General features: G+C 31.6%; 23 protein-coding genes. 7 read left to right on the top strand and 16 right to left on the bottom strand.

The features are described 5' to 3' along the window. Positions 1-72: 72 nt before the first annotated feature. The gene (locus tag ACEWL1_RS11655) at positions 73-1683 is read right to left on the bottom strand and encodes a M28 family metallopeptidase (protein WP_409233478.1); all 1611 of its coding nucleotides are present in this window, start codon (positions 1681-1683) and stop codon (positions 73-75) included. Between the two features lie 270 nt (positions 1684-1953). On the opposite strand from ACEWL1_RS11655, the gene ACEWL1_RS11650 reads away from it, so the two are divergent. After that, a complete protein-coding gene (locus ACEWL1_RS11650; RefSeq protein ID WP_409233477.1) occupies positions 1954-2397 on the top strand; it encodes a hypothetical protein in 444 nt (147 codons plus the stop codon). A gap of 279 nt (positions 2398-2676) precedes the next feature. Here the strand turns inward: ACEWL1_RS11650 and ACEWL1_RS11645 are convergent, their stop codons facing one another. The 11 genes from ACEWL1_RS11645 to ACEWL1_RS11595 form a co-directional block, all read right to left on the bottom strand. After that, on the bottom strand, positions 2677-3384 hold the full coding sequence (locus tag ACEWL1_RS11645; RefSeq protein ID WP_409233476.1) for a DUF4369 domain-containing protein: 708 nt from the start codon (positions 3382-3384) through the stop codon (positions 2677-2679). 40 nt (positions 3385-3424) lie between these two features. Beyond that, positions 3425-4735, bottom strand: coding sequence for a DUF819 family protein (locus ACEWL1_RS11640; RefSeq protein ID WP_409233475.1), 1311 nt, complete (start codon positions 4733-4735; stop codon positions 3425-3427). 74 nt (positions 4736-4809) lie between these two features. Next, positions 4810-7962, bottom strand: coding sequence for a WD40/YVTN/BNR-like repeat-containing protein (locus tag ACEWL1_RS11635; RefSeq protein ID WP_409233474.1), 3153 nt, complete (start codon positions 7960-7962; stop codon positions 4810-4812). A 93-nt stretch (positions 7963-8055) separates the two neighbouring features. Continuing rightward, positions 8056-8223 carry an Arc family DNA-binding protein gene (locus tag ACEWL1_RS11630; protein WP_409233473.1) on the bottom strand — a complete coding sequence of 56 codons (168 nt, stop codon included), beginning with the start codon at positions 8221-8223 and terminating at the stop codon, positions 8056-8058. Between the two features lie 2 nt (positions 8224-8225). Beyond that, entirely contained in the window at positions 8226-9146 is a 921-nt protein-coding gene (locus ACEWL1_RS11625) for an alpha/beta hydrolase family protein (RefSeq protein ID WP_409233472.1), read from the bottom strand. Continuing rightward, positions 9136-9648, bottom strand: coding sequence for a hypothetical protein (locus tag ACEWL1_RS11620; protein WP_409233471.1), 513 nt, complete (start codon positions 9646-9648; stop codon positions 9136-9138). The genes ACEWL1_RS11625 and ACEWL1_RS11620 overlap by 11 nt, the downstream gene beginning before the upstream one ends. After that, on the bottom strand, positions 9648-9806 hold the full coding sequence (locus ACEWL1_RS11615) for a DUF4177 domain-containing protein (protein WP_409233470.1): 159 nt from the start codon (positions 9804-9806) through the stop codon (positions 9648-9650). The genes ACEWL1_RS11620 and ACEWL1_RS11615 overlap by 1 nt, the downstream gene beginning before the upstream one ends. Beyond that, positions 9803-9997, bottom strand: coding sequence for a hypothetical protein (locus ACEWL1_RS11610; RefSeq protein ID WP_409233469.1), 195 nt, complete (start codon positions 9995-9997; stop codon positions 9803-9805). The genes ACEWL1_RS11615 and ACEWL1_RS11610 overlap by 4 nt, the downstream gene beginning before the upstream one ends. Next, positions 9994-10146 (bottom strand): hypothetical protein, encoded by a 153-nt coding sequence (locus ACEWL1_RS11605; protein WP_409233468.1) that lies wholly within the window; start codon positions 10144-10146, stop codon positions 9994-9996. Before ACEWL1_RS11605 ends, ACEWL1_RS11610 begins: the two co-directional genes overlap by 4 nt. 1 nt (position 10147) lies before the next feature. Beyond that, positions 10148-10333 carry a hypothetical protein gene (locus ACEWL1_RS11600; protein ID WP_409233467.1) on the bottom strand — a complete coding sequence of 62 codons (186 nt, stop codon included), beginning with the start codon at positions 10331-10333 and terminating at the stop codon, positions 10148-10150. A gap of 192 nt (positions 10334-10525) precedes the next feature. Then, complete coding sequence (locus ACEWL1_RS11595; protein ID WP_409233466.1) at positions 10526-11386, bottom strand: SPFH domain-containing protein; 861 nt, start codon at positions 11384-11386, stop codon at positions 10526-10528. A 123-nt stretch (positions 11387-11509) separates the two neighbouring features. Here ACEWL1_RS11595 and ACEWL1_RS11590 point away from each other — a divergent pair, with 123 nt between their 5' ends. After that, positions 11510-12304, top strand: coding sequence for a S1/P1 nuclease (locus tag ACEWL1_RS11590; protein ID WP_409233465.1), 795 nt, complete (start codon positions 11510-11512; stop codon positions 12302-12304). A 48-nt stretch (positions 12305-12352) separates the two neighbouring features. On the opposite strand, the gene ACEWL1_RS11585 is transcribed toward ACEWL1_RS11590, so the two are convergent. Together ACEWL1_RS11585 and tsaD are read right to left on the bottom strand one after the other, a co-directional pair. Next, on the bottom strand, positions 12353-12574 hold the full coding sequence (locus ACEWL1_RS11585; protein WP_409233464.1) for a LapA family protein: 222 nt from the start codon (positions 12572-12574) through the stop codon (positions 12353-12355). Positions 12575-12608: 34 nt separating this feature from the next. Further along, positions 12609-13637 carry a tRNA (adenosine(37)-N6)-threonylcarbamoyltransferase complex transferase subunit TsaD gene (tsaD, locus tag ACEWL1_RS11580; RefSeq protein WP_409233463.1) on the bottom strand — a complete coding sequence of 343 codons (1029 nt, stop codon included), beginning with the start codon at positions 13635-13637 and terminating at the stop codon, positions 12609-12611. A gap of 135 nt (positions 13638-13772) precedes the next feature. Here tsaD and ACEWL1_RS11575 point away from each other — a divergent pair, with 135 nt between their 5' ends. The 5 genes from ACEWL1_RS11575 (at position 13773) to gap (ending at position 22297) form a co-directional block, all read left to right on the top strand. Next, entirely contained in the window at positions 13773-18251 is a 4479-nt protein-coding gene (locus ACEWL1_RS11575; protein WP_409233462.1) for a translocation/assembly module TamB domain-containing protein, read from the top strand. Positions 18252-18253: 2 nt separating this feature from the next. Then, positions 18254-19156, top strand: a complete 903-nt coding sequence (locus tag ACEWL1_RS11570) for a nucleotidyltransferase family protein (protein WP_409233461.1) — start codon at positions 18254-18256, stop codon at positions 19154-19156. Continuing rightward, entirely contained in the window at positions 19156-20241 is a 1086-nt protein-coding gene (locus ACEWL1_RS11565; RefSeq protein WP_409233460.1) for a phosphotransferase enzyme family protein, read from the top strand. Before ACEWL1_RS11570 ends, ACEWL1_RS11565 begins: the two co-directional genes overlap by 1 nt. Positions 20242-20313: 72 nt before the next feature. Then, positions 20314-21288 (top strand): 6-phosphofructokinase, encoded by a 975-nt coding sequence (pfkA, locus tag ACEWL1_RS11560; RefSeq protein ID WP_409233459.1) that lies wholly within the window; start codon positions 20314-20316, stop codon positions 21286-21288. A 13-nt stretch (positions 21289-21301) separates the two neighbouring features. Next, positions 21302-22297 carry a type I glyceraldehyde-3-phosphate dehydrogenase gene (gene gap, locus ACEWL1_RS11555; RefSeq protein ID WP_409233458.1) on the top strand — a complete coding sequence of 332 codons (996 nt, stop codon included), beginning with the start codon at positions 21302-21304 and terminating at the stop codon, positions 22295-22297. Positions 22298-22319: 22 nt separating this feature from the next. On the opposite strand, the gene ACEWL1_RS11550 is transcribed toward gap, so the two are convergent. Then, complete coding sequence (locus ACEWL1_RS11550) at positions 22320-22787, bottom strand: hypothetical protein (protein WP_409233457.1); 468 nt, start codon at positions 22785-22787, stop codon at positions 22320-22322. Positions 22788-22797: 10 nt separating this feature from the next. Next, complete coding sequence (locus ACEWL1_RS11545) at positions 22798-23178, bottom strand: Rid family detoxifying hydrolase (RefSeq protein WP_409233456.1); 381 nt, start codon at positions 23176-23178, stop codon at positions 22798-22800. Positions 23179-23422 lie beyond the last annotated feature (244 nt).

Here is a 23422-nt window from a genome sequence, read left to right as displayed (position 1 = left end):
GGATATAACAAGCTATATCTTTGGTTCACAATTTTTTATAAAGATACTAAAAATTGTAAACCTATTTAGTTGTTATTCTCTCGCCGCTTTAAATTCGCTGCCATCGTACCATTTCGGAAAATAGTCTTCGTTTGCCAATATACTACCCACAGTAAAAAAGAGTTGTAAATCTAATTGTACGCCACTTAATTCTGTGCTTGCATTGTATTCATCAGAAGGTTGGTGGTATTTATTTTTGCCATAAGAATCGTTGTAGGCTTTTATTTCTTCAATACTTTTATCAAATCCTTCATAAGAACCACTTGCGTACAAAGCAGGAATTCCGATTTTCGCAAAATTAAAATGATCTGATCTAAAGAAATACCCTTTCTCTGCAACAGGATCTGGAATGATATATCTGTTCTGTTTTAACGCAGCTTCTTCAGCATATTCGTCCATTTCAGATTGTCCAAAACCAGTAATCGTTAAGTCTTTCATTTTTCCTGGACTGTCAAGCGCATCAATATTAATATTTGCCACCGTTTTCTTCGGATCAAAAATTGGATACGCCGCATAATACGCAGAACCCAACAAACCTTGTTCTTCTGCGGTAACCGCTAAAAACACAATAGAACGTTTGGGTGCTTTTCCTTTTTTAAAGGCTTCTGCAATGGCTAATAAACCTGCCGTTCCTGAAGCGTTATCAACAGCGCCGTTGTAAATAGAATCTCCATCAATCGGTTTTCCAATTCCAAAATGATCCCAATGCGCAGAGTAAATAATATATTCATCTTTTTTGTCGGTTCCCGGAATCATGGCAACCACATTTTTAGAAACGTCTTTTTTAATGTTGTTTTTAATATCAACTGAAACATTAACTGCTAACGGAACAGGTTTAAAGCCTTTTTCTCTCGCCATGGTTTTGTAATCTTTTCCTTTCATGGTTGATATAGCAAACATTTTTGCTGCGCTTTCTCCACTAATCCAAGATTCTACATTCAACTGCGGAGCATCACTTTCTATGGTTAATCTTGAGCCGCTCCAACCAGCTTCTACAACATTCCAACCATAAGAAGCAGGTTCTGTATCATGAATGATAATTACTCCAACTGCGCCTTGTCTTGCAGCTTCTTCGTATTTGTACGTCCAACGACCATAATAGGTCATTTCGTTTCCTTTAAATAAGGTAGAATCTCCAGATTTAAACCCTGGATCATTTACTAAAACCACCGCAGTTTTTCCTTTCCAATCGATGCCTTCGTAATCGTTCCAACCATATTCTGGAGCTACGATTCCGTATCCTGCAAAAACAAGTTCAGAATTTTTAAGACTTACATTTTCTTCAACTCTATTAGTTGTTGCTACAAAATCTTTCAATGCTTTTAAACTGAATTTCCCTTTTTTACCAGCAATCACCATATTTTCTGATGGAGTTCCAGTAATTTCTACCATCGGAACATCTTGATAAAAGCTATCGCCGTTTCCTGGTAAAAGCCCTAGTTTTTCAAACTCATCTTTTAAATAATTTACAGTAATTTCTTCTCCTTTGGTAAAAGGTTTTCTTCCTAAGAAATCATCGGAAGCCAAACGTTCAATATGTTTTCCAAGTGTTGTTTTGCTTACTTCAACAATTGTTGATGTGTCGGTATCACAACTTGTAAATAGTACAATTACCGCTGCTAAAATTTTTAAATAATTTTTCATAAAATGAGCTGTTATTAAATTAATGTCTAATAGTTATTGGCTAAATGCCACACATAACAATTACTTTTTGAGCAAGTTAGTAGTTTTAATTTAGAAAGCCAATTTTCTTTATTCTCGATTTGGCTCTAATTGATCTAAAATTACTCGAACCAATAATTGGTATTGAATAATGTATAAAAAAAAGAATTTGTAGGGTAGGGTAAATTACGAGATAGTTGTCTTACTAATACAAGCAACAAAATGAGTTGTAGACACATTAAAACGAATGATATGAAAACAATGAAAACAATTTTTACAGTGCTGTTATTTCTTTCTGCTAGTTTTATGAATGGACAGGAATCAAAAACGATTACCAAAGAAGATAAGAAAAAATATTATCAAAAAAGAGCAAAAGAAGATGCGGAGTTTGAGCAACAGTTTAAAGTAAAGTCAAAATCTGAAGAGAAAAAATTCTGGAGAGAACAGAAAAATTATGAGAAAGAATTAAAGAGAAAAGATAAAGTGGCTTACGAAGCCTATATGGAAGGGAAAAGAGATGCCTATGCAGAACACAGAACGCATTGCGACAGCCATTGTCACCACGGTTATTATTACGAATACCATGCGCGTTTTTATTTTAGCGGACATTATGAATACGAAAGTAGAAGATATAGAAGATCTTCTGGAACGAGCATTAGAATAGGAACACCAAGTGTGCGATTGCGTATTTTTTAGGAGCTATTATCAATAAAAAAACCGTTGAATTTTCAACGGTTTTTTGCGCCATTTACTTGCGATATTTTATATGTTCTCGATACTATTTTCTCCTTTGGTCGAAAATCACTCGAACTGACAATTACACGTTGTCACATCGAGTGTCACGCTTTTTGGCGTGATGTATCGAGATGTTTTACACTAAATTATCAAACAAATTAAAGCACTAAAAAAGCCGCTACAGGTACTGAAATGAATTCAGTACCTGTAGTGGCTTTGAATAATTTGTATAAAAGAAAACTATTCTTTTAGTTCTGATTTTTTTATCTCAGCAACAAATTTATCTAATTTTTTACCGTAAATAGAATTTTTAACTTCTTCGGATAACGATTTGTTAATGGTGTCTAACCACTTCACATTTGCGTTTACCAATTCTGTTAACGCTAAATACGGAGCAACATGATTGTCTTTATTGTTTAGCGCAAAGTTTACAGTAACCATATAACGTCTTCTTAACAAGGTTTCATATTCTTTGGTAATAATAGCTACAGAATCTTTATTGTTTGATCTTTGTGCGTAAAATTTACGTTGAATTAAATCTAAGTTCTGATCGTTAAAACGTCTAGATATTTTTGTGTAATTGTTTAAAATATCTTGATTTTTAGAACCTGTAATCACAGGGTTGATACCAAATTTGGCAACATCGTCTGTAATATTAATGGAGCCTTTATCAGCAAAGAAAGTAATGTATTTGTTGGTGGTGTTTCCATCAAAAGTTAGGTAATACATTTCTGGTTCTTCAACATTTGCAGTTAATGTAAAGTGATCACTTCCTAACACCGAAACCGAGTCTATTGTTTTTAAAATAGTGTCCTTTTCTATTTTTTGTAAATACAAAGTTCCTTTTTTTAATCCTTTTATTTGACCGTTTACAATCATGTTTCCTTCTTTCTTAGAAGAACAAGAAGCAATTAGAATTGCGAAACCTAAAACAAGTATTTTTTTCATTATAAAGTATAATTTTTTGCGTTTGCAAATATGCGTATTTCTATGATACTTTTGATGCTAATTCTAGTAAAATTGTACAGAGAATTGCGCCAACAGTTCCAATTGCATACCCAAATACTGCTAATAAAACTCCAACCGTTGCTAATGATGGATGAAATGCTTGCGCCACAATAGGAGCAGAGGCAGCGCCACCAACGTTTGCTTGACTTCCAACAGCTAAAAAGAAATACGGAGCTCTGATTAGTTTTGCAACTAAAATCAATAATCCAGCATGAATTGCCATCCAAACTAAACCAATAATAATTAAACCTGGATTTTCAAGTGCTTGAGTTAAATCCATTTTCATTCCGATAGTTGCTACCAACACATAAATAAAAACACTTCCTAGTTTAGAGGCACCAGCGCCTTCGTAATTTTTTGCTTTTGTGTACGATAAAATAAGTGCAACAAGTGTAGAAATACTTATCAACCAGAAAAATTGAGAATCTAAAAAGGTAAACATATTTTTAATGGTTTGAGATTCTATTCTAGCAACTAAACCTCCAAAAAACTGACTTAAATATTTTGAAGAAAAATGCCCGAAACCAACGGTTCCAAAAGCAATTGCGAGCATAACCATTAAATCTGTTAATGAAGGATTTCTTTTAATCTTTTGAGTAAACGAAGTGACTTTGTTTTTTAAATCTTCAATCGCAGAAGTATCCGCTTTTAACCATTTGTCTATTTTATCTTTTTTACCAATTCCAACTAATAATACAGCCATCCAAATATTTGCAACAACGATATCCACAATTACCATTCCGCCATATTTTTGCGGATTGTATTGGTAAATTTCTAACATGGCTGTTTGATTTGCGCCACCGCCAATCCAACTTCCTGCTAACGTAGAAAGTCCTCTCCAAACGGCATCAAAATCTGCACCTCCAACAGTTTCTGGTGAGAAAATTGAAATCAATAAAATGGCAATGGGTCCACCAATAATAATTCCTACAGTTCCTGTAAAAAACATAATTAATGCTTTAGAGCCTAAATTAAAAATGGCTTTTAAATCGATGCTTAAGGTCATTAAAACCAACGCTGCTGGCAATAAAAATCGACTAGAAACATAATACAAACTCGAGCTTTGTTTCACGGTTTCTCCTAGGTTGTTTGTGGTTTCCCATTCAGGAGCAATAATTCCAAGAGTTGTAAATATTGCTGGCACAAAATACGCCATAAATAAACCCGGAACAATCTTATAAAATTTAGGCCAAAAACCAGATGTTTTTGATTCTGTATAGAATACAAATCCTAAAGAAAGCATTAAGAGTCCGAAAACAATTGCGTCATTTGTAAAAATTGGTGCTGTCATTATAAAATATTTTTGGCTAAAGTATTAAAATTATAGGCACAAAAAAAACGAAGCGGTGAAGCTTCGTTTTTAGTTTAGTTTGCAGAAAAACTTTTGGTTTCCTTAAATGGCGAAATCTGAATGGATTCCACTTCGGTTTTATACTTCGTCCAATCAGAACTAAAAAACGTATTTGTTTTGTCTAATGCATTCTTCAATTCGTCTTTAAAGTGATTAATCAATTCAGTTTCTGTTTTGGTGATTTTCCCAAAACGCGCACCTAAATATCTTCTTGCGGCTCCGTATCTTTGATTTACAGTAATCTCAGGATTTCTAGTAATTCCCTGCCTTTTATCAATCGTTCCAAGATACATGCTAATTAATGTGTCAATTTTCTTCGTAATTTCTTTGGATGATTTTATTTGAGCAGCATATTTTTTCTTATCCGTTTTCGATAATTTTTCAGAAATCTCTTTTACAGTATTTTTGCTTTCTACTAATTGTTTCACAACCTCTGCAATGGTTTTACTGTTTGCTTCTAACTGCTTGCTCATTTCATAACGAGTAGATAAATCTGTTTTAGAATAGGTTAACCTTGGATCAAACTCAACTTTAATCGTTTGCTCAGAAACTTGGTCTCCAAAACTCATTTTAAGCTTGTATGTTCCTGGTTTTACTCTAATTCCGCTTGGTTCTCTTGTTGATGTTCTTAAAGATCTTGATGCTCTTGCAACTCCTTTTTCATCTAAAAACCAATACATTTTATGTACGCCGTTTTCTTTTGGAGTTTTTTGTTTTAGCGTTCTAATTAAACGTGTTCCATCAAAAATTTCTAATTTAATTTCATCCCATTTTACCTTACTTTTTTTATCAGCTTCTGGTTTGTTGATGTAAAAAGAAATTGGTGCGCCACGTCTTCTGTTTTCTCCTTGATACAATGCATCTGCACCAAATCTGCTTCCTGTTGGTTGTATAAAACTTGCTTGATATGCAATTGGAGGTTCAAACAATTCTAATTTCGTAGCAAAACTTTTACTACTTTTTGCCAACGCTCTTAAAGGTTTGATATCATCTAAAACCCAAGCAGCTCTACCAAAAGTTCCGATTACTAAATCGTGCTCTCTTGGATGAATAACCAAATCTTTTACAGGAACAGTCGGAAAACCATTCGTCCATTTGGTCCATTTATCTCCAGCATTTAAAGAAATGTACAATCCGTCATCAGTTCCTAAGAACAGTAAATTCGGATTTTCAAGATCTTCAACAATACTTAAGGTATAACTTTGTACATCGTTTTCATCAACAATACGTGTCCAAGTTCTTCCATAATTTTTAGTTCTATATGCATAAGGCGTATAATTAAAACGACGGTAATCATTGGCAATTAATAAAGCTTCTCCTTTGTTTTTGTTTGATGCTTTTATTTGTGCAATCCAACTTCCTTTTGGCAATCCTTTTAAGTTTTTTGATACATCTTGCCAAGTTGCGCCACCATTTCTAGTAATATTAACTCTTCCGTCATCAGAACCAACCCAAAGCATGTCTTTTTCTAAAGGCGATGGTTCAATTACTAAAATAGTTGTATGATTTTCTGCACCAGTTGCATCCATGCTTAAGCCACCACTTTCAGATTGTTTTTGTTTGTTTGGATCGTTGGTTGTTAAATCTGGAGAAATCACATTCCAAGTAGTTCCTTTGTCTGTGCTTTTATGTACAAATTGACTTCCAAAATAGACGGTAGCATTGTCAAAAGGATCTTGACCAATTGCACTGTTCCAGTTGAAACGTAATTTTACATTTGGATCTGGATGCGTTGGTTGTATAGAATAACTATAGCCTGTTTTTTGATCGTATCTAGCAACAGAACCTTGTTGACTCATTGCGTATCCGTAACGAGAATCTTCTTTGTCTGGAACCACATCAAAACCGTCTCCAAATGCTAATTCTTGCCAGTATGAATTTCTAATTCCTTGTGCTTTCCAAACATACGCTGGTCCGCCCCAAGATCCGTTATCTTGCATTCCGCCATACACATTATACGGAAAATCATTATCTACATTGATGTGATAAAATTGTGCTACAGGAAGATTTCCGATAAAACGCCAAGATTTTCCTTTGTCTTTGGTGATGTTTAATCCACCATCATTACCATCAATCATAAAGTTTCCATCTTTTGGATGAATCCACCAAGCATGATGATCTGGATGCACTCCATTATCTACTCCATAAGCTGGCATTAATTGACTGAAGCTTTTTCCGCCATCATCAGAAACATTCACATAAGTAAAAATAGAATACAATCTATTTTCGTTTTGTGGATCTACATAAATTTCTGAATAATAAAAAGGACGTGTTCCAATTTCTGATTTTTCATTTATTTTTCTCCATTTAAATCCGCCATCAATACTTTTATAAAGCGCATTCTTTTTAGACTCTACCAATGCGTAAATTGTATTTGGATTACTTCTAGAAATAGCAACTCCAATTCTTCCTAATTCTCCTTTCGGTAAACCTTCTTTATCGGTCACTTTTTTCCAAGAATCTCCACCATCATGTGTAATGTACATGCCACTTCCTTCTCCACCAGATTTAAAAAACCAAGGCTCGCGTTTGTGTTCCCACATGGCAGCTATTAATTTATTTGGATTTGATGGATCCATTACCAAATCTGCAGCTCCAGTTTTATTATTGTTGAATAAAATTTGTTTCCAAGATTTTCCTCCATCCGTAGTTTTATAAACGCCACGCTCTGGATGTTCTCCCCAAGGAGAACCAATTGCTGCGGCATACACAATATCTGGATTTGTTGGATCTACAATAACACGATGAATATGACGTGTTTTTTCTAATCCCATTGCTTTCCAAGTTTTTCCGGCATCTAAAGATTTATAAATTCCGAATCCACCATTTAAACTATTTCTAGGATTTCCTTCTCCAGTTCCAACCCAAATTACACTTGGGTTTGATTGTTGAATGGCAACCGCTCCAATAGAAGCCGTTAATTCATTATCGAAAATAGGTTCCCATTTCACTCCAGCAGAAGTAGATTTCCATAAACCACCAGAAGCAGTTCCGGCATACATAATATTTGTGTTTGATTGTACAACGTCAATAGTTGTTACACGTCCACTCATTCCACCAGGACCAATATTTCTTGGTTTCATGTTTTTTACCAAATCCATAGAGAATTCTTGAGAGAATATCATTGGGGCAATAAAAAGGAATACAATTGAAAGTAATTTTTTCATGAGGTTTTGATTAGTTGTTAAAGCTTGAAAGTTACAAATTATCTAAAAGAAACAACTCTTAAAAAAATGTTAACATAAAAAAAGCGAAGAATCTTATTCTTCGCTTTTCTTTTTTGGTTCTCTTTTGGCTTCTTTTAAACTTTGCATGAGTATCCATTCAATCTGTCCGTTGGTAGATCGAAACTCATCCGAAGCCCATTTTTCAATAGCTTTCATCATATCTTCATTTATCCGCAGTGCGAATGCTTTCTTTTTTGCCATGGTTACTTTTTTATAAATGCAACAACAGTTGTAATTAATTTTTTTGATAAGGTATAATCTGCTGAATAATAGGATTTCATATTATCTGCATCAATTGTTATGTTTTTTAATACGTGATTCATGTTTTCTATAATCACTAATTCTGATGATGGTTTTGCGTTGTGTAAGACAGTTGCATCTTCAATTTTTACTTGTAAATCTTTTGTCCCGTTGATAATTAAAACAGGAATGGTTAGTTTTTTAATCTCTTTTATAGGATCATAATTTGTCCACGATTTAAAAAATGGAAGATTCGGTTTTGAAAAAATAGAAATCAATAAAGGATTTACATCTTTAACGTTTCCTGTTTCTTTTAACTCTTTAAAGTGTGCTGCAGCTGCTTCGCCTAAAAGTGCATTTTGTGCAGTAATTTGTTTTACCATTGTTTGATCTATCGATGCTCCTGGACCAGCTAGAGAAACATATTTGGTTGCGTTTTTGGAAGTCAACATGGCTATTAAAGAACCTTGACTGTGACCAATTATTATGATTTCTGTAAAACGGTTGTCATCTTTAAAATGTGCGATTACTTTTTCTACATCACTTATAAAATCTTCAAATACAATTCCTTTTAAAAACTTAAAGTTTTTTGGGTTTGATGTTCTTTTATCGAAACTAAAAAAAGCAATATTTTCTTTGTTGATTTCGTCTCTAAATTGTTTGATGTAATTTGCTTTTACAATTGCACCTTGATTTCCGTTTCTGTCTACATTTCCAGAACCGTGAACCCAAATTACCAACGGAGTTTTTGTATTTGAATATGTTAAAGTTCCTGGTAACTCGATGGAATCATTTTTTATCAAAATTTCTTCTGATGTAATTGTTGATTGTCCGTAAGTAACAGCGAAAATCAATAAAAAGATATATAAAAATTTAGTTTTCATCTGTCTGTATTTTGTCTTCGTATGTTTTTAAAACGGAATTTACTTCGTCTAAAAGCTGCGTGCCAATTAAAATTTTCTTTCCGTTTTTTAATTGGAGCTGTATGCCTAAATCTCCAGAAACACTATAAGCAATTCCTTTCTTTTTTCTCGAAAGAAAGCTGGTTTTTAATCCCCAACCACCATATTCTGTGATGGCAAAATATTTTCTAGTGTTGGCAGTTTTTAATTCAGACCAAGCAATGGTTTTCGCTTTAAAATGAAACGGAAAAAATTGAAAATGAATTCCTTTTTCATCGATTCTTGTTTTTAATTTAAAGAAGAAAATTGGTAACACACATAATGGCATAAATAATAGCAGTAAAATAAACTCATTCATGCTCATTGTGCTGTTTTCTTTAGAAAATTCTTTAATAATTATAAAAATAGGAACAAGCATACTGATGGCTATTAAAACTATCAACCAACTTTGTGTAAATCGTTGTTCTTCTTTAAAAATTCTCATTATCTATTTTTATCTCTTTCAAAAACAATACGTGTGTTTTGTTCTCCAATATGAATTACTCTCCAGCCATTTCTAGCATATTCATTTAAGGTGTCTTCTAAACGTTCGTTGTTTTTAGACAATCCCATTTTCCAATTAATTACGGTATATTCTTTCATAATTGTTTGTCTTTACATTCTTTTTTTTCTCCAAAATTAATCAATGCTAATGCAACACCAATTGCTGTTCCAACTCCAGAGCCAATTGAAATTCCGATAGCAATATTATTAAAAACTACACCAAAGGTTGTGCCTAAACTAATACCTAAAGCGGTTCCAATACCAATTGCTAAAATTTGTTTTTCGCTCATTTTTTATTCTTTTTTTTATGATTGTCTATCATTAAACCTATAACTAATCCAACACCAGCTCCCATAGGCAAACCTAAGCCGGTACTGTTAAAAATAATTCCGATTCCTGCCCCGAATAGCATCCCAATAATTGCACTGTTATTTTTCATGTTAGTTGAGTTTATTTAGAAAAATCCCGACTAAAACCCCTAGAACTGTTCCGATTATAATTCCATATGTTACTCCAGATGCTACGTTATTAGTTACTGCTCCAATAACAGTCCCAACAGAAGATCCAAGAGAAGCTCCAATAGCTATAGACATTTTTGGGCTCAATCCGTTCTTTTTTTCTTTCATATTAGATGTTTGATACGATCAATACTCCAATACTAATTAGCGCTATAAAAATAGCGAATAGTATAAAAAGTACTTTTTTGTTTTTAATTTGAAATCCTAACATACACTTGCTTTTATTTAAATATATAGATTAGTAATATCGAGATACAACTTATAAAAAAGACTGTTAATTTTAAAGCAATTAGAATCATCTTAATGATTTAAAGTTCCGGTATTTAACACAGGAGAAGCATCTTTATCTCCACATAAAATAACCATTAAATTACTTACCATTGCCGCTTTACGATCGTCATCTAATTCAACAATATTCTTTTTACCCAATTCTTCTAAAGCCATTTCTACCATACTTACTGCGCCTTCAACAATTTTATGACGTGCTGCAACAATTGCCGTAGCTTGTTGTCTTTTTAACATGGCATTTGCAATTTCTTGTGCGTATGCTAAATATCCAATTCTTGCTTCTAGTACTTCAATTCCTGCAATAGACAAACGTTCTTCTACTTCTTTTTCTAACGCTTCGCTTACTTCGTTTACGCTAGAGCGCAAAGTAATATCTTCTTCAGTTCCTTCGTCTGCAAAATTATCGTACGGATACATGCTTGCTAGTTTTCTAACAGCTGCATCAGTTTGTACTCTTACAAAATTCTCGTAATTATCAACATCAAAAGCAGCTTTATGAGTGTCTGTTACTCTCCAAACCAAAATGGTGCTTATCATAATTGGGTTTCCCAATTTGTCGTTTACTTTTAAACGTTCGCTATCAAAGTTGCTTGCTCTTAAAGAAATGGTTCTTTTTTTGTACAACGGATTTGCCCAATACAAACCGTTTGTTTTTACGGTTCCGATATATTTACCGAACAATAAAATCACTTTTGATGAATTTGGGTTGACTAAAATAAAGCCGAATGTACAAATGAAAGCAACTACAGTTACTAAAATCCAAATAGGATTTTCTTGTTTAATTGCCATTACAATTCCTCCAATAAATAGTACTAGTACTAATGCAAACATTACATAGCCGTTCGCTGGTTTTATGCTTTTTTCGTTACTCATGATATATGTATTTTATTATGATATTAAATTGATATCACAAAGATATATGTTTTTTTTTGATATTTCCAAACTTATCAGGTATTATTTTTATAAATTAGCCGAACGAAATTTTAAAACATAAAAATGAAAACAAAGATTTTATACATATTCGCATTTGTATTTATTAGCAATTTTTCTTTTGCGTCTGATGGTGAAAAAGAAATAGTTTGGGGAAATACGGGGCATAGAGCAGTTGGTGAAATTGCAACCAAGCATTTATCAAAAAGAGTACAGAAAAAAATTAAAGAATTGTTAAACGGACAAAGTTTAGCGATGATTTCTACTTTTGCCGATGATATTAAATCTGATAATGCATATAGAAAATATTCAACTTGGCATTATGTAAATTTAAATGATGATGAAACATATCAAACATCAACTAAAAATCCAAAAGGAGATTTAGTAATGGGAATTGAAAAATGTAAGCAAGTTTTGTTGGATGATAATGCGTCTAAAGAAGACAAAGTTTTTCATTTAAAAATGTTGGTGCATTTAATTGGTGATTTACATCAGCCAATGCATGTTGGTAGAGTTACTGATAGAGGAGGAAACGATTTTCAAGTAAATTGGTTTAACAGAGGAACAAATATGCACAGAGTTTGGGACAGCCAAATGATTGATAGTTTTAATATGACCTATACAGAATTGGCATCAAATACTGCAGTTTTAAGTAAAGCGCAGATAAAAGAATTACAAAAAGGTACTGTTGTAGATTGGGTAAATGAATCTAAAGGGTTGGCTCAAATGATTTACGGCTCTGCAAAATCAGGAGAAAAATTAAGTTACCGTTATATGTACGATCATTTTCTAACAGTAAGAACTCAGTTGCAAAAAGGCGGAATTCGTTTGGCAAAAGTGCTAACAGAGGTTTTAGGATAAAAAGCAATTTATAAAATTAAAAAGCGAGCAATTAATAGCTCGCTTTTTTTATGCTTCTAATTTTGTATCTGTTGTTGCGGTTGTCTTTCTTTTTATAGAAACCAAAATGCCAACCAAAACACCAAAAGAAAAACTTCCTAAAATGATTAAAATCCGAGAAACAGAAATTTTCCAAAAGAGAAAATCTACATCTGTAATTTCTGAATTTTGTAAAGAAAAAATAACAATTAACAGTATAAAAAATAGTGAAACAATCGTTTTAGTTTTCATTATGTGCCTTTTTAGTTGTTTAAAGATACTTAATTTATTCGGTAACTTTTAATCTTGCTTGTGCGGTAATTCCGATTTCAGAATAGGTGTTGTTTAAATATTTTAAATATCCAGTTATGGCAATCATCGCTGCATTGTCTGTTGTATACTCAAACTTCGGAATGTAGGTTGTCCATCCAAAATGCTTTTCTGCCAGTTGCAAACGTTTTCTAATTTCTGAATTAGCAGAAACGCCACCAGCAATTGCAATATGTTTGATGCCAGTTTGTTTAACCGCATTTTTTAATTTTTCCATTAAAATTTCAACAATTGTATACTGAATGGATGCGCAAATATCTACCAAGTTTTCTTCGATAAAATTGGGGTTTTCTTTTACTTGCTTCTGAATAAAATATAAAATAGCAGTTTTTAATCCACTAAAACTAAAATCTAAATCGCCCACTTTTGGTTTGGTAAATTGAAAAGCTTTCGGATTTCCTTCTTGCGCATATTTGTCAATTAACGGTCCGCCAGGATAAGGCAATCCTAAAATTTTAGCAGATTTGTCAAACGCTTCACCAACAGCATCATCAATGGTTTCTCCTAAAATTTCCATTTCAAAATGATGGGTCACTTTTACAATTTGTGTATGTCCGCCGCTTATCGTTAAACAGATAAATGGAAAAGGCGGAATCTTAGCAGTTGAGTCTTCAATAAAATGGGCTAAAATATGCGCTTGCATATGATTTACATCAATCAGAGGAATTTGTAAACCCAACGCCAACGATTTGGCAAAAGAAGTACCAACTAATAAAGAACCCATTAATCCTGGTCCGCGCGTAAAAGCAATTGCAGATAATTGATTTGTATCAATATTTGCTTGCTCTAAAGCTTGCTGTACAACAGGAACAATATTTTGTTGATGCGCTCTTGAAGCTAACTCAGGCACAACTCCGCCATATTTAGCATGTATTTCTTGATTTGCAATAACATTACTCAATACTTTCCCGTTGTAAATTACAGAGGCGCTTGTGTCATCACAAGAAGATTCTATTCCTAAAATATAAATTGATTTTTGGCTCAAAAGGTTAAAAGGTTTAAATTGTGTTGCAAAAATATTGATTCAAATTCAATAGTTACCAAAATTTCAACTTTCTTTGCAATAATTGGCAATATTTTTGATTAGAATTCACTGATTATTCCACTTTTAGATAAAAAATTGATTATTAAAAACAAGATTAAAATATTTGTAAGGTTTTTAGCCTATGTGCTGCTATTCTTGTTTTTGATAAGTATTATCTTTTCAATTCCGGGAGTACAAACAAGGTTGGCAAGAACGTTAACCAAAAGTTTAAAGAAATCGTACAATACAAATATTGTAATTAAAAGAGTAGATTTATCTTTCTTAGGTTCTGTTCGGTTAAAAGGTGTTCAAATAAGAGATCATCATAACGACACCTTAATTTTTGTAGATAAATTAAGCACTTCTTTATTGAATGCAAAAAAAGTAATCAATAATAAAGTAAATTTAGGAAGTGTTTCATTAGACGGTGTCGATTTTCATTTAAAAACTCATAAAGGAGAAACAAATGACAACTTGTCTATTTTTATAGAAAGTTTCGAAGATGATTCTCCAAGAGATTCTTTAGCTGCCCCATTTTCTTTAAGTAGTTCTGATATGTATTTGAACAACTTAAATTTTAAGTTGATTGATGCAAATAAGAAAGATAGTTTGCCTTTTTATGTTAAAGATGCAGGCGGAAGTTTAAGTGATTTTAAAATTCTTGGACCAGATGTCACTGCAAAGATTAGAGGCTTATATTTTAGAGAAAAAAATGGATTGCAAGTCACCAATTTAACAACAGACTTTTCGTATACGACCACCAATATGCTGTTTAAAAAAACAGTGTTAGAAACAGAAACTTCTCAAATAAATGCAGACATTACCTTTGCATATAAAAGAGAGGATTTGCGGTTTTTTAACGATAAAGTTATCATAAATGCAGCTTTTTCTAAGAGCAGAGTTTCTTTAGAAGATTTAAGTAATTTTTATGGTGAATTCGGAGTTGGTGATGTGGTAAATTTAGATGGAAGTTTAGTGGGTACCTTAAATGATTTTAAAGTACATCAATTAGATGTGTATTCTGATCATGGAATTATTATCAACGGAGATTTAAAATTTGTAAATGCGATTGATACTGAAAAAGGATTTTCTTTTGATGGTGATTTGCAAAACGTAACTGCAAACTATCAAGAGTTGAAAAATATTTTACCTAATCTTTTAGGAAAAACATTGCCAACCGAATTTAAAAGATTGGGAGATTTTACATTAAAAGGAAAAACCTTTATCAACGAAAATAAATTAGATTTAAATGTTGTTATTTTTTCTAAAATAGGAACCACAAAAGCAAATCTAAACCTTACAAATATTGCCAATATAGATAATGCAAACTATAAAGGAAATGTAGAGTTGATCAATTTTAATATTGGTAAATTTTTAAATGAACCGCTCGTTGGTAAAATAACCTTAAACGGCGATGTAAACGGAACAGGATTTAGAGTAGACAATATAAATACAGGAATTATTGGTGTTATTAAAAAGTTAGACTTTAATAAGTATACTTACAAAGATTTAAATGTCAACGGATTGTTTCAAAACAAGCTTTTCAATGGAAATTTAAATGTAAATGATGAGTTTTTAAAACTGCGATTTAACGGTTTGGCAGATTTTTCATCAAAAGTAAATAAGTTTGATTTTACAGCAACTATTGAAGATGCCGATTTGGTTAAAACCAATTTGTTTACAAGAGATAGTATTTCTAAAATAAAAGGAGAATTACAATTTGATATTGTTGGGAATACTTTTGATGATGTTATTGGTGTTACAACCTTTAATAATGTAGAATACACGAGTCCAAAACAAACATATAATTTTAAAAGATTTATTGTTACATCAACTGTAAAAGACAATATTAAAACGATAGATATTAATAAAAATTCAGACGCCAACGATATTGCCCAGGGTTGGTTAAGAGGAAATTTTAGGTTTAGTGAATTATTTGCAATTACACAAAATGCTTTAGGAAGTATCTACACGAATTACAATCCATATAAAGTAGCGTCCAATCAATTTATAGAGTTCGATTTTAATATTTACAATCAAATTATTGATGTTTTTTTTCCAAAAATATTTATCGATAAAAACACTACGTTACGAGGAAAAATTAATGGAAATACAAATGCACTAAAACTTACTTTTAACTCTCCTAGAATAACGGTTTATGGCAGCGAGTTAGATTCTGTGTATTTGAGAATGGATACTAAAAGTAAATTATATAATACACACTTAACTGCATCAAAAGTAACAACAGATTATTTTAAAGCATCAAAACTTAACTTATTAAATGTTACAAAAAACGATACGTTGTTTTTTAAATCAGAATTTAAAGGGGCCACAGCAATAAATGAAACCTTTAATATGGATTTTTTTTATACGTTTAATAAGGATAAAAAATCGGTATTAGGAATTCAAAAATCTAGTTTTGATTTTGAAAACAATATTTGGAAAATTAATCCGCAGAATAATAAAAACAGTAAAGTTGTTTTCGACTTAAAAAAACAAGAATTTAATTTTAGTCCTTTTTATTTAAGATCTAAAGAACAAGAAATAACCTTTAAAGGAGTTGTAAAAGATTCTACTCAAAAAGATTTAAAGATCGATTTTAAGAAGGTGAAATTAGCTAGCTTGTTGCCAGAGATAGATAGTTTAACTTTAAATGGAGTTTTAAACGGACAACTAGACTTTCTTCAAAAAGACGGTCAATATAGCCCGAAAGGAAACTTGTCAGTTTCTAATTTTAAAATCAATTCTTTTGCCCAAGGAGATTTAGATTTGAATATCGTAGGAGAAAATTCTTATGAAAAATATGCAGTAGATTTAACTTTAAAAAACTCGAATCGTAAAAGTATTTTTGCAAACGGTTTTATTGATTTCACAGATGAAAGACCTACAATAGATTTAAATGTAACGCTCGATAAATTTCAATTAAAAGCATTTAGTCCTTTAGGTCAAGATGTATTATCAAAATTAAGAGGAGAAGCATCAGGGAGTTTTAATATGTCTGGATTTTTAAGAAATCCAGATATGAAAGGAGAGTTAGAGTTAAAAGACGCAGGTTTGTTATTTCCGTATTTAAATGTGGATTATGATTTTGAAGGAATTACTAAAATTAAACTATACAACCAGTCATTTATTTTTGAGAGACTCAATTTATTGGATACTAAATACAATACTAGAGGGGATTTTAGTGGAACAATATCCCATCAAGATTTTAAATTTTGGGGAATGGATTTAAATATCATAACCAATAATTTAGTTGTGTTAGACACTAAAGAAACTGAGGAGTCTTTGTATTATGGAACGGCTTTCATCAAAGGAAATGCAAAAATTTATGGACCAACAGACAACTTGTTTATAGATGTAAATGCAACCACAAATCCTAATACAAAATTTGTAATTCCGTTGAATGACATTAAAATGGTAGATAATTACAAGCTTATTCAGTTTAGAAGTGATAAAGAAATCAACACCAACAAAGAAATACAAGAATTTGAGTTAAATGCATTAAAAGGATTAACACTAGACATTAATTTAGAAGTAACAAAAGACGCTATTGCAGAAATAGTAATAGATAAATCTAATGGTAGCTTGCTAAACGGAAGAGGAAATGGAAATTTAAAAATAGAAATTGATACGAGAGGTAAATTTAGAATGGATGGAAATTTTATTGTTGATGAAGGAAAATACGAATTTAAATATGGTGGTTTAGTAAATAAAACATTTAATGTAAATAAAGGAGGCACCATTTCATGGGATGGAAGTCCGTCTGATGCAGACTTAAACATTACTGCAGTGTATACAACAAAAGCAAATCCATCTATGTTGTTAGAAAATTTTAACTCTAACAGAAAAATACCTGTCAATTTAATCACAAGAATTAGTGGTGGATTATTTACTTCGAATCAAGAATTTGATATAGAAATTCCGAATGTAAACAACACCATTGCATCTGAGTTAGAATTTAAATTAAATGACAATGATGTAAATGAAAAAACAAAACAATTTTTATCTTTGTTGGCGTTAAACACATTTTACAATCCAGATAAATCTAATTTTAACAGCTCAAATGCAATTATAGGAACAACATCCAATGCAATCTCAAATTTGATTTCAGATTTAATGAGTAGTGAAGACGGTAAAGTGCAATTTGATGTAGATTATGAAATTACTGACAAAACAGATGTGAATAATGTGATAAATGACGATTTGGTGAATTTTGCTGTTGGTACACAAATTTCTGATAGGGTGGTGGTAAACGGAAAAGTTGGAGTGCCAGTTGGGTCAAAAACACAATCTAGTGTTGTAGGAGAAGTAAAAGTAGAAATTTTATTAAACGAAAATGGAAACTTTAGAGGTGTTATTTTTAATCGTCAAAACGAAATTCAATATTCTACAGAAGAAGAAGGTTATACACAAGGAATCGGTTTAACGTATCAAGTAGATTTTAATAATTTAGTAGACTTACTTAGAAAAATAGGATTGAAAAAGAAAAAAGCAATTGACATAAAAAAAGACTCTGTTAAAACAGCAAAAACAAATCGCTTTACAGAGTTTACATCAACAAAAAACAAAAATTAAATATGAAAGACTTTACACTAGTAATTTTAGCAGCAGGAATGGGAAGTAGATATGGAGGAACAAAACAACTTGACGGAATATCTGAACACGGAGAAACCATCATGGATTTTTCTTTGTTTGATGCAATTAAAGCCGGATTTACAAAGGTTGTGTTTATTGTTCGTAAAGATATCTTAGATGAAGTAAAAACCGATTTTGGTGCAAAACTAGAAGGTAAAGTAGAAGTTGAATACGCAATTCAGGAAACTTCTAAAGTACCAGAAAAATATAGTAAAAATAACCGTGTTAAACCTTGGGGAACAGCACACGCTTTATTAGTTGCAAAAGATCAAATTAAAGATAATTTTTGTGTCATTAATGCAGATGATTTTTATGGATTAGATGCTTTTGAAACAATTATTTCTTTTTTAAAGAATGCCGATGAAGCATCCACAAATTACGCAATGGTTGGGTATCCTATTTACAATACCTTATCAGAAAATGGAAGCGTTTCTAGAGGAGAAACTTTTGCAGATGAAGATAGTAATTTACAGCAAATAAAAGAAAGAACAGCCATTACAAAAAGAGGAGAAGAAATTGTTTTCGAAAACGAGGAAGGTAATGAAGAAATTATGTCTAGAGATACCATTGTATCTATGAATTTCTTTGGGTTTACGCCAACGTTCTTAAACTTTTTAGATAGTGAGTTCGAAGCATTTTTAGAAGAAAGTAGTCAGGAATTAAAAGCAGAATTCTTTTTGCCTTTGGTTGTAGATAACTTAATAAAAACGAACAAAGCCCAAATGAAAGTATTAAGTACTGATGCAAAATGGATGGGCGTTACTTATAAAGAAGACAAAGAAGTTGTTGTAAATAAAGTAAAAGAACTAATTCAGCAAAATGTGTATCCACCAAAACTTTGGTAATGGAAAACATATTGAAAAGTATCATTAATCAGTTTGAGATTCAATCTGAATTTGAATCGTATCAAGAACTAAATTCTGGACATATTAATGATACTTTTTTAATTAAAACAACTCACAAACCGCAGTACGTTTTACAGAAAATTAATAAAACTGTTTTTCCGAAAGCAAAAGAATTAATTGCAAATAAAATTTGTGTTAGCAATCATTTACAATACAAATTAAAGGATTTACCTCAAAAAGAAATTCAGCAAAAAGTATTGTGTTTTGTAAAAGCAAAAGACAACACTTTTTTTTATGAAGATACAGATGATAACTGTTGGAATGCTTCTATTTTTATCGAAGATTCCGTTACCTATTTAAAAGCAGAAAATACGCAGATTGCTTTTGAAGCTGGTAAAATTACAGGAGCATTTTTAGAATTGACAAAAGATGTTGATCTTTCAAATATCACAACTACTTTAGAAGATTTTCATTCTGTTACTGTCAGATACCAACAATTTAATAAAGCACTTGAAAATGCAACAGAAGTGAAAATCAATCAATCGAAAGGATTGATAGATTTTATAGAAAGGCATGTCAACTTAATGCAAGAAATTGACACTGCAATTCAGCAGCAAAAAGTACCGATTAGACTTACACATAACGATACAAAAATTTCGAACATTTTATTTTCAAAAGAAAATAAAGCATTGTGTTTAATTGATACAGATACTGTAATGCAAGGTGTTTTGCATTTCGATTATGGTGATGCCATTAGAACATTGTGTAATACTGCGGATGAAGATGAAATAAATACCGATAAAATTGAGTTTAATTTCGAGTATTTTACAAGTTATACTGAAGGTTTTTTTAGGAGCTTTAAAAGTGCCACAAAAGAAGAAATCGATTTGCTACCAATCAGTATAAAAATAGTGCCTTTTATTATGGGAATGCGTTTTTTAACAGATTATCTAAACAATGATGTCTACTTTAAAACCAAGCATCATAATCATAATTTAGAGAGGGCAAAAAATCAATTTGTATTTGTTGAAAAAATCACAAATCAATTTCCAAAGATTACAGCGTTTATTAATGCTTTAAAATAATTTTTATACCAGTCAAATTATTATTAAAATGAGTTAATATTTCTTAACTTTACAATTAGAGGTATAAATACAATGAAAAAAATAGCAGTAATGACTTCTGGTGGAGATTCGCCAGGAATGAACGCAGCAATACGATCAGTTGTTAGAACTTGTGCGTATTATAAAAAGGAATGTATTGGTGTTTATCGCGGTTTTCAAGGAATGATTGAAGGCGATTTTATCGAGTTAAAAGCGAGAACAGTAAATAACATTATCAACAAAGGCGGAACGATTCTTAAAACCGCAAGATCTAAAGATTTTAGAACTCCTGAAGGACGAAAAAAAGCGTTCGAACAATTGAAAAAACACCATATTGACGGACTTGTTATCATTGGAGGAGATGGTTCTTTTACTGGAGCAATGACTTTTAATGAAGAGTTTAATTTTCCTGTAATCGGAATTCCTGGAACTATTGATAATGATATTTTTGGAACTTCGCACACCTTAGGTTACGATACAGCATTAAATACGGCTGTAGAAGCAATTGATAAAATTAGAGACACCGCTTCTTCTCATAATAGATTGTTTTTTGTTGAAGTTATGGGAAGAGATGCCGGTTTTATTGCTTTAAATGCTGGCGTTGGAGCAGGAGCAGAAGAAATTTTAATTCCTGAAGAAGATTTAGGACTAGACAGAATGCTAGAGTCATTAAAAAGAAGTAAAAATTCAGGAAAATCATCGAGTATTGTTGTGGTTGCAGAAGGAGATAAATCTGGAAAGAATGTATACGAATTAGCAAAATATGTAGAAGATAATTTACCAGAATACGAAGTAAGAGTTTCAATTCTCGGTCATATGCAACGCGGAGGTTCGCCAAGTTGTTTTGATAGAGTTTTAGCAAGTAGATTAGGTGTAAAAGCGGTAGAACTATTATTAGAAAATAAATCGAACTTAATGGTCGGTTTAAAAGATAATGAAATCATAACAACAGAGCTTCAAGAAGCAATAAAAGGTGTACATATAATAGATCAAGAACTTTTAAGGGTTTCTGATATTATGTCAACATAAAAAAATAAAATAAATGATAAAAATAGGAATTAACGGATTTGGTAGAATTGGAAGATTGGCTTTTAGAGCAGCAGTAGAAAGAGAAAATATGCAAGTTGTAGCGATTAATGATTTACTAGATGTAGAATATTTAGCGTACATGTTAAAATATGATTCTGTTCACGGAAGGTTTAATGGAGAAGTTGAGGTTAAAGACAGGAAATTAATTGTGAATGGAAATGAAATCAGAATTACCGCAGAAAGAAACCCAGAAGAATTAAAATGGAATGAAGTTAACGCAGAGTATGTGTTAGAATGTACAGGAATTTTTAAATCGATTGCACAAGGAAATTTACATTTAAAAGCAGGCGCGAAAAAAGTAATTGTTTCTGCGCCGTCTAAAGATGCACCAATGTTTGTAATGGGGGTAAATCATACGAAGTTAACAAAAGAAGATACCGTTATTTCAAATGCATCATGTACCACAAATTGTTTAGCACCAATTGTGAAAGTATTGCATGACAATTTCGGAATTGTAGAAGGGTTAATGACAACAGTACATGCAGCGACTTCAACACAAAATACGGTTGATGGACCAGCTTCTAAAAACTGGCGAATTGGAAGATCTGCAATTCATAATATCATTCCGTCTTCTACAGGAGCTGCAAAAGCAGTTGGAAAAGTAATTCCTGAAATGAATGGTAAATTAACAGGAATGTCATTTAGAATTCCGACAATGGATGTTTCTGTGGTTGATTTAACAGTTCGCTTAGACAAACCAACTTCTTATGAAACTATTAAAGCAGTAATGAAATCTGCTTCTGAAAATGAAATGAAAGGAATTTTAGGCTATACAGAAGACGAGGTTGTTTCACAAGATTTTGTTGGAGATACAAGAACTTCTATTTTTGATGCTAGTGCCGGAATTGCACTAAACGACAACTTTGTAAAAGTAGTTTCTTGGTACGATAACGAAATGGGATATTCTGTAAAGTTGTTAGATTTATTAGAGCATGCTGCTTCTTTGTAAGAAATAGATAAATAATATTCTGTTATCGTACATTTCCTAAATAAACAAACTTATTATTTTCTAATCTATATTTTTTATACATAGGTTCATAAATAATTGGTGGATTGTATTTGTTAATTTTTTTAGGCTGCAAAATTTTTAAAACTTTTATTTTGTTGTTCCTTTTAAAGAATTGATTATTAGGTTTTCCAGATATGATAATTGGGATATCATAATTGCTATTATACCCTAGCACTTTATTTTTATCAGATTGTTTATAAGCTTCAAAATCTATATGAGTTATCAATAGATCTGAATTTTCTTCTACAATAACATGAATAATTGTGTTGCTTTTTCCTTTTTGAACAAATTCTAAAAGAAGTTTTTCTAAAACAAGATTATTTATCTGAAATGTTGATGTTAAGTCTTTAAATTGAATTAACGAATAATTTGTTTTACATGATAGAATAAAAAATAGAACTAAAAACCAATAACACTTATTTTGTTTCATGTTTTTTAATTTATTTCACAGCAATCACACTAATTTCTACATTTACATATTTTGGTAAATTGGCAACTTCTACTGTTTCTCTTGCTGGTGCAGTTGCTTCATTAAAATACGTTGCATACACAGCATTTATGGCTCCAAAATTTTCCATATCAGAAATAAAGATTGAGGTTTTTACAATGTTTTCAAACGTCATTTCTGCAGCTTCTAACACCGCTTTTACATTTTCCATTACTTGTTTGGTTTCTGTAGAAATATCGTCTAAAACCAATTCTCCATTTGCAGGATTTATCGCAATTTGTCCAGAAGTATATAAGGTATTTCCAACTAATGTTGCTTGATTGTAAGGTCCGATTGGCGCTGGTGCTTTTGATGTTGTAATGATTTTTTTCATGTTTTTTGTTTTTTTTTAGGTTCAAAGGTTCAAAGGTGCAGAGGTTCAAAGGTTCAAGGGTTCAAAGGTTCAAAGGTTCAAAGGTTCAAAGGTTCAAGGGTTCAAAGGTTCAAAGGTGCAGAGGTTCAAAGTAGCAAAGTAAAAAAGTAACAAATTTTGTTGTTTTGTAAGTTTCAAAATTTTAGTTTTTCCTAATTCCTAATTCCTAATTCCTAATTCCTAATTCCTAATTCCTAATTCCTAA

Origin of the sequence: Polaribacter gochangensis (assembly GCF_046224025.1) — a bacterium.
Lineage (GTDB): Bacteria > Bacteroidota > Bacteroidia > Flavobacteriales > Flavobacteriaceae > Polaribacter > Polaribacter gochangensis.
This window is presented reverse-complemented; position numbering and strand designations above follow the sequence as displayed.

What these genes read in the sequence shown, in the direction of transcription:
- ACEWL1_RS11655 (WP_409233478.1), bottom strand. Translation starts at nt 1,683, where the DNA reads ATGAAAAATTATTTAAAAATTTTAGCAGCGGTAATTGTACTATTTACA.
- ACEWL1_RS11650 (WP_409233477.1), top strand. Translation starts at nt 1,954, where the DNA reads ATGAAAACAATGAAAACAATTTTTACAGTGCTGTTATTTCTTTCTGCT.
- ACEWL1_RS11645 (WP_409233476.1), bottom strand. Translation starts at nt 3,384, where the DNA reads ATGAAAAAAATACTTGTTTTAGGTTTCGCAATTCTAATTGCTTCTTGT.
- ACEWL1_RS11640 (WP_409233475.1), bottom strand. Translation starts at nt 4,735, where the DNA reads ATGACAGCACCAATTTTTACAAATGACGCAATTGTTTTCGGACTCTTA.
- ACEWL1_RS11635 (WP_409233474.1), bottom strand. Translation starts at nt 7,962, where the DNA reads ATGAAAAAATTACTTTCAATTGTATTCCTTTTTATTGCCCCAATGATA.
- ACEWL1_RS11630 (WP_409233473.1), bottom strand. Translation starts at nt 8,223, where the DNA reads ATGGCAAAAAAGAAAGCATTCGCACTGCGGATAAATGAAGATATGATG.
- ACEWL1_RS11625 (WP_409233472.1), bottom strand. Translation starts at nt 9,146, where the DNA reads ATGAAAACTAAATTTTTATATATCTTTTTATTGATTTTCGCTGTTACT.
- ACEWL1_RS11620 (WP_409233471.1), bottom strand. Translation starts at nt 9,648, where the DNA reads ATGAGAATTTTTAAAGAAGAACAACGATTTACACAAAGTTGGTTGATA.
- ACEWL1_RS11615 (WP_409233470.1), bottom strand. Translation starts at nt 9,806, where the DNA reads ATGAAAGAATATACCGTAATTAATTGGAAAATGGGATTGTCTAAAAAC.
- ACEWL1_RS11610 (WP_409233469.1), bottom strand. Translation starts at nt 9,997, where the DNA reads ATGAGCGAAAAACAAATTTTAGCAATTGGTATTGGAACCGCTTTAGGT.
- ACEWL1_RS11605 (WP_409233468.1), bottom strand. Translation starts at nt 10,146, where the DNA reads ATGAAAAATAACAGTGCAATTATTGGGATGCTATTCGGGGCAGGAATC.
- ACEWL1_RS11600 (WP_409233467.1), bottom strand. Translation starts at nt 10,333, where the DNA reads ATGAAAGAAAAAAAGAACGGATTGAGCCCAAAAATGTCTATAGCTATT.
- ACEWL1_RS11595 (WP_409233466.1), bottom strand. Translation starts at nt 11,386, where the DNA reads ATGAGTAACGAAAAAAGCATAAAACCAGCGAACGGCTATGTAATGTTT.
- ACEWL1_RS11590 (WP_409233465.1), top strand. Translation starts at nt 11,510, where the DNA reads ATGAAAACAAAGATTTTATACATATTCGCATTTGTATTTATTAGCAAT.
- ACEWL1_RS11585 (WP_409233464.1), bottom strand. Translation starts at nt 12,574, where the DNA reads ATGAAAACTAAAACGATTGTTTCACTATTTTTTATACTGTTAATTGTT.
- ACEWL1_RS11570 (WP_409233461.1), top strand. Translation starts at nt 18,254, where the DNA reads ATGAAAGACTTTACACTAGTAATTTTAGCAGCAGGAATGGGAAGTAGA.
- ACEWL1_RS11565 (WP_409233460.1), top strand. Translation starts at nt 19,156, where the DNA reads ATGGAAAACATATTGAAAAGTATCATTAATCAGTTTGAGATTCAATCT.
- pfkA (WP_409233459.1), top strand. Translation starts at nt 20,314, where the DNA reads ATGAAAAAAATAGCAGTAATGACTTCTGGTGGAGATTCGCCAGGAATG.
- gap (WP_409233458.1), top strand. Translation starts at nt 21,302, where the DNA reads ATGATAAAAATAGGAATTAACGGATTTGGTAGAATTGGAAGATTGGCT.
- ACEWL1_RS11550 (WP_409233457.1), bottom strand. Translation starts at nt 22,787, where the DNA reads ATGAAACAAAATAAGTGTTATTGGTTTTTAGTTCTATTTTTTATTCTA.
- ACEWL1_RS11545 (WP_409233456.1), bottom strand. Translation starts at nt 23,178, where the DNA reads ATGAAAAAAATCATTACAACATCAAAAGCACCAGCGCCAATCGGACCT.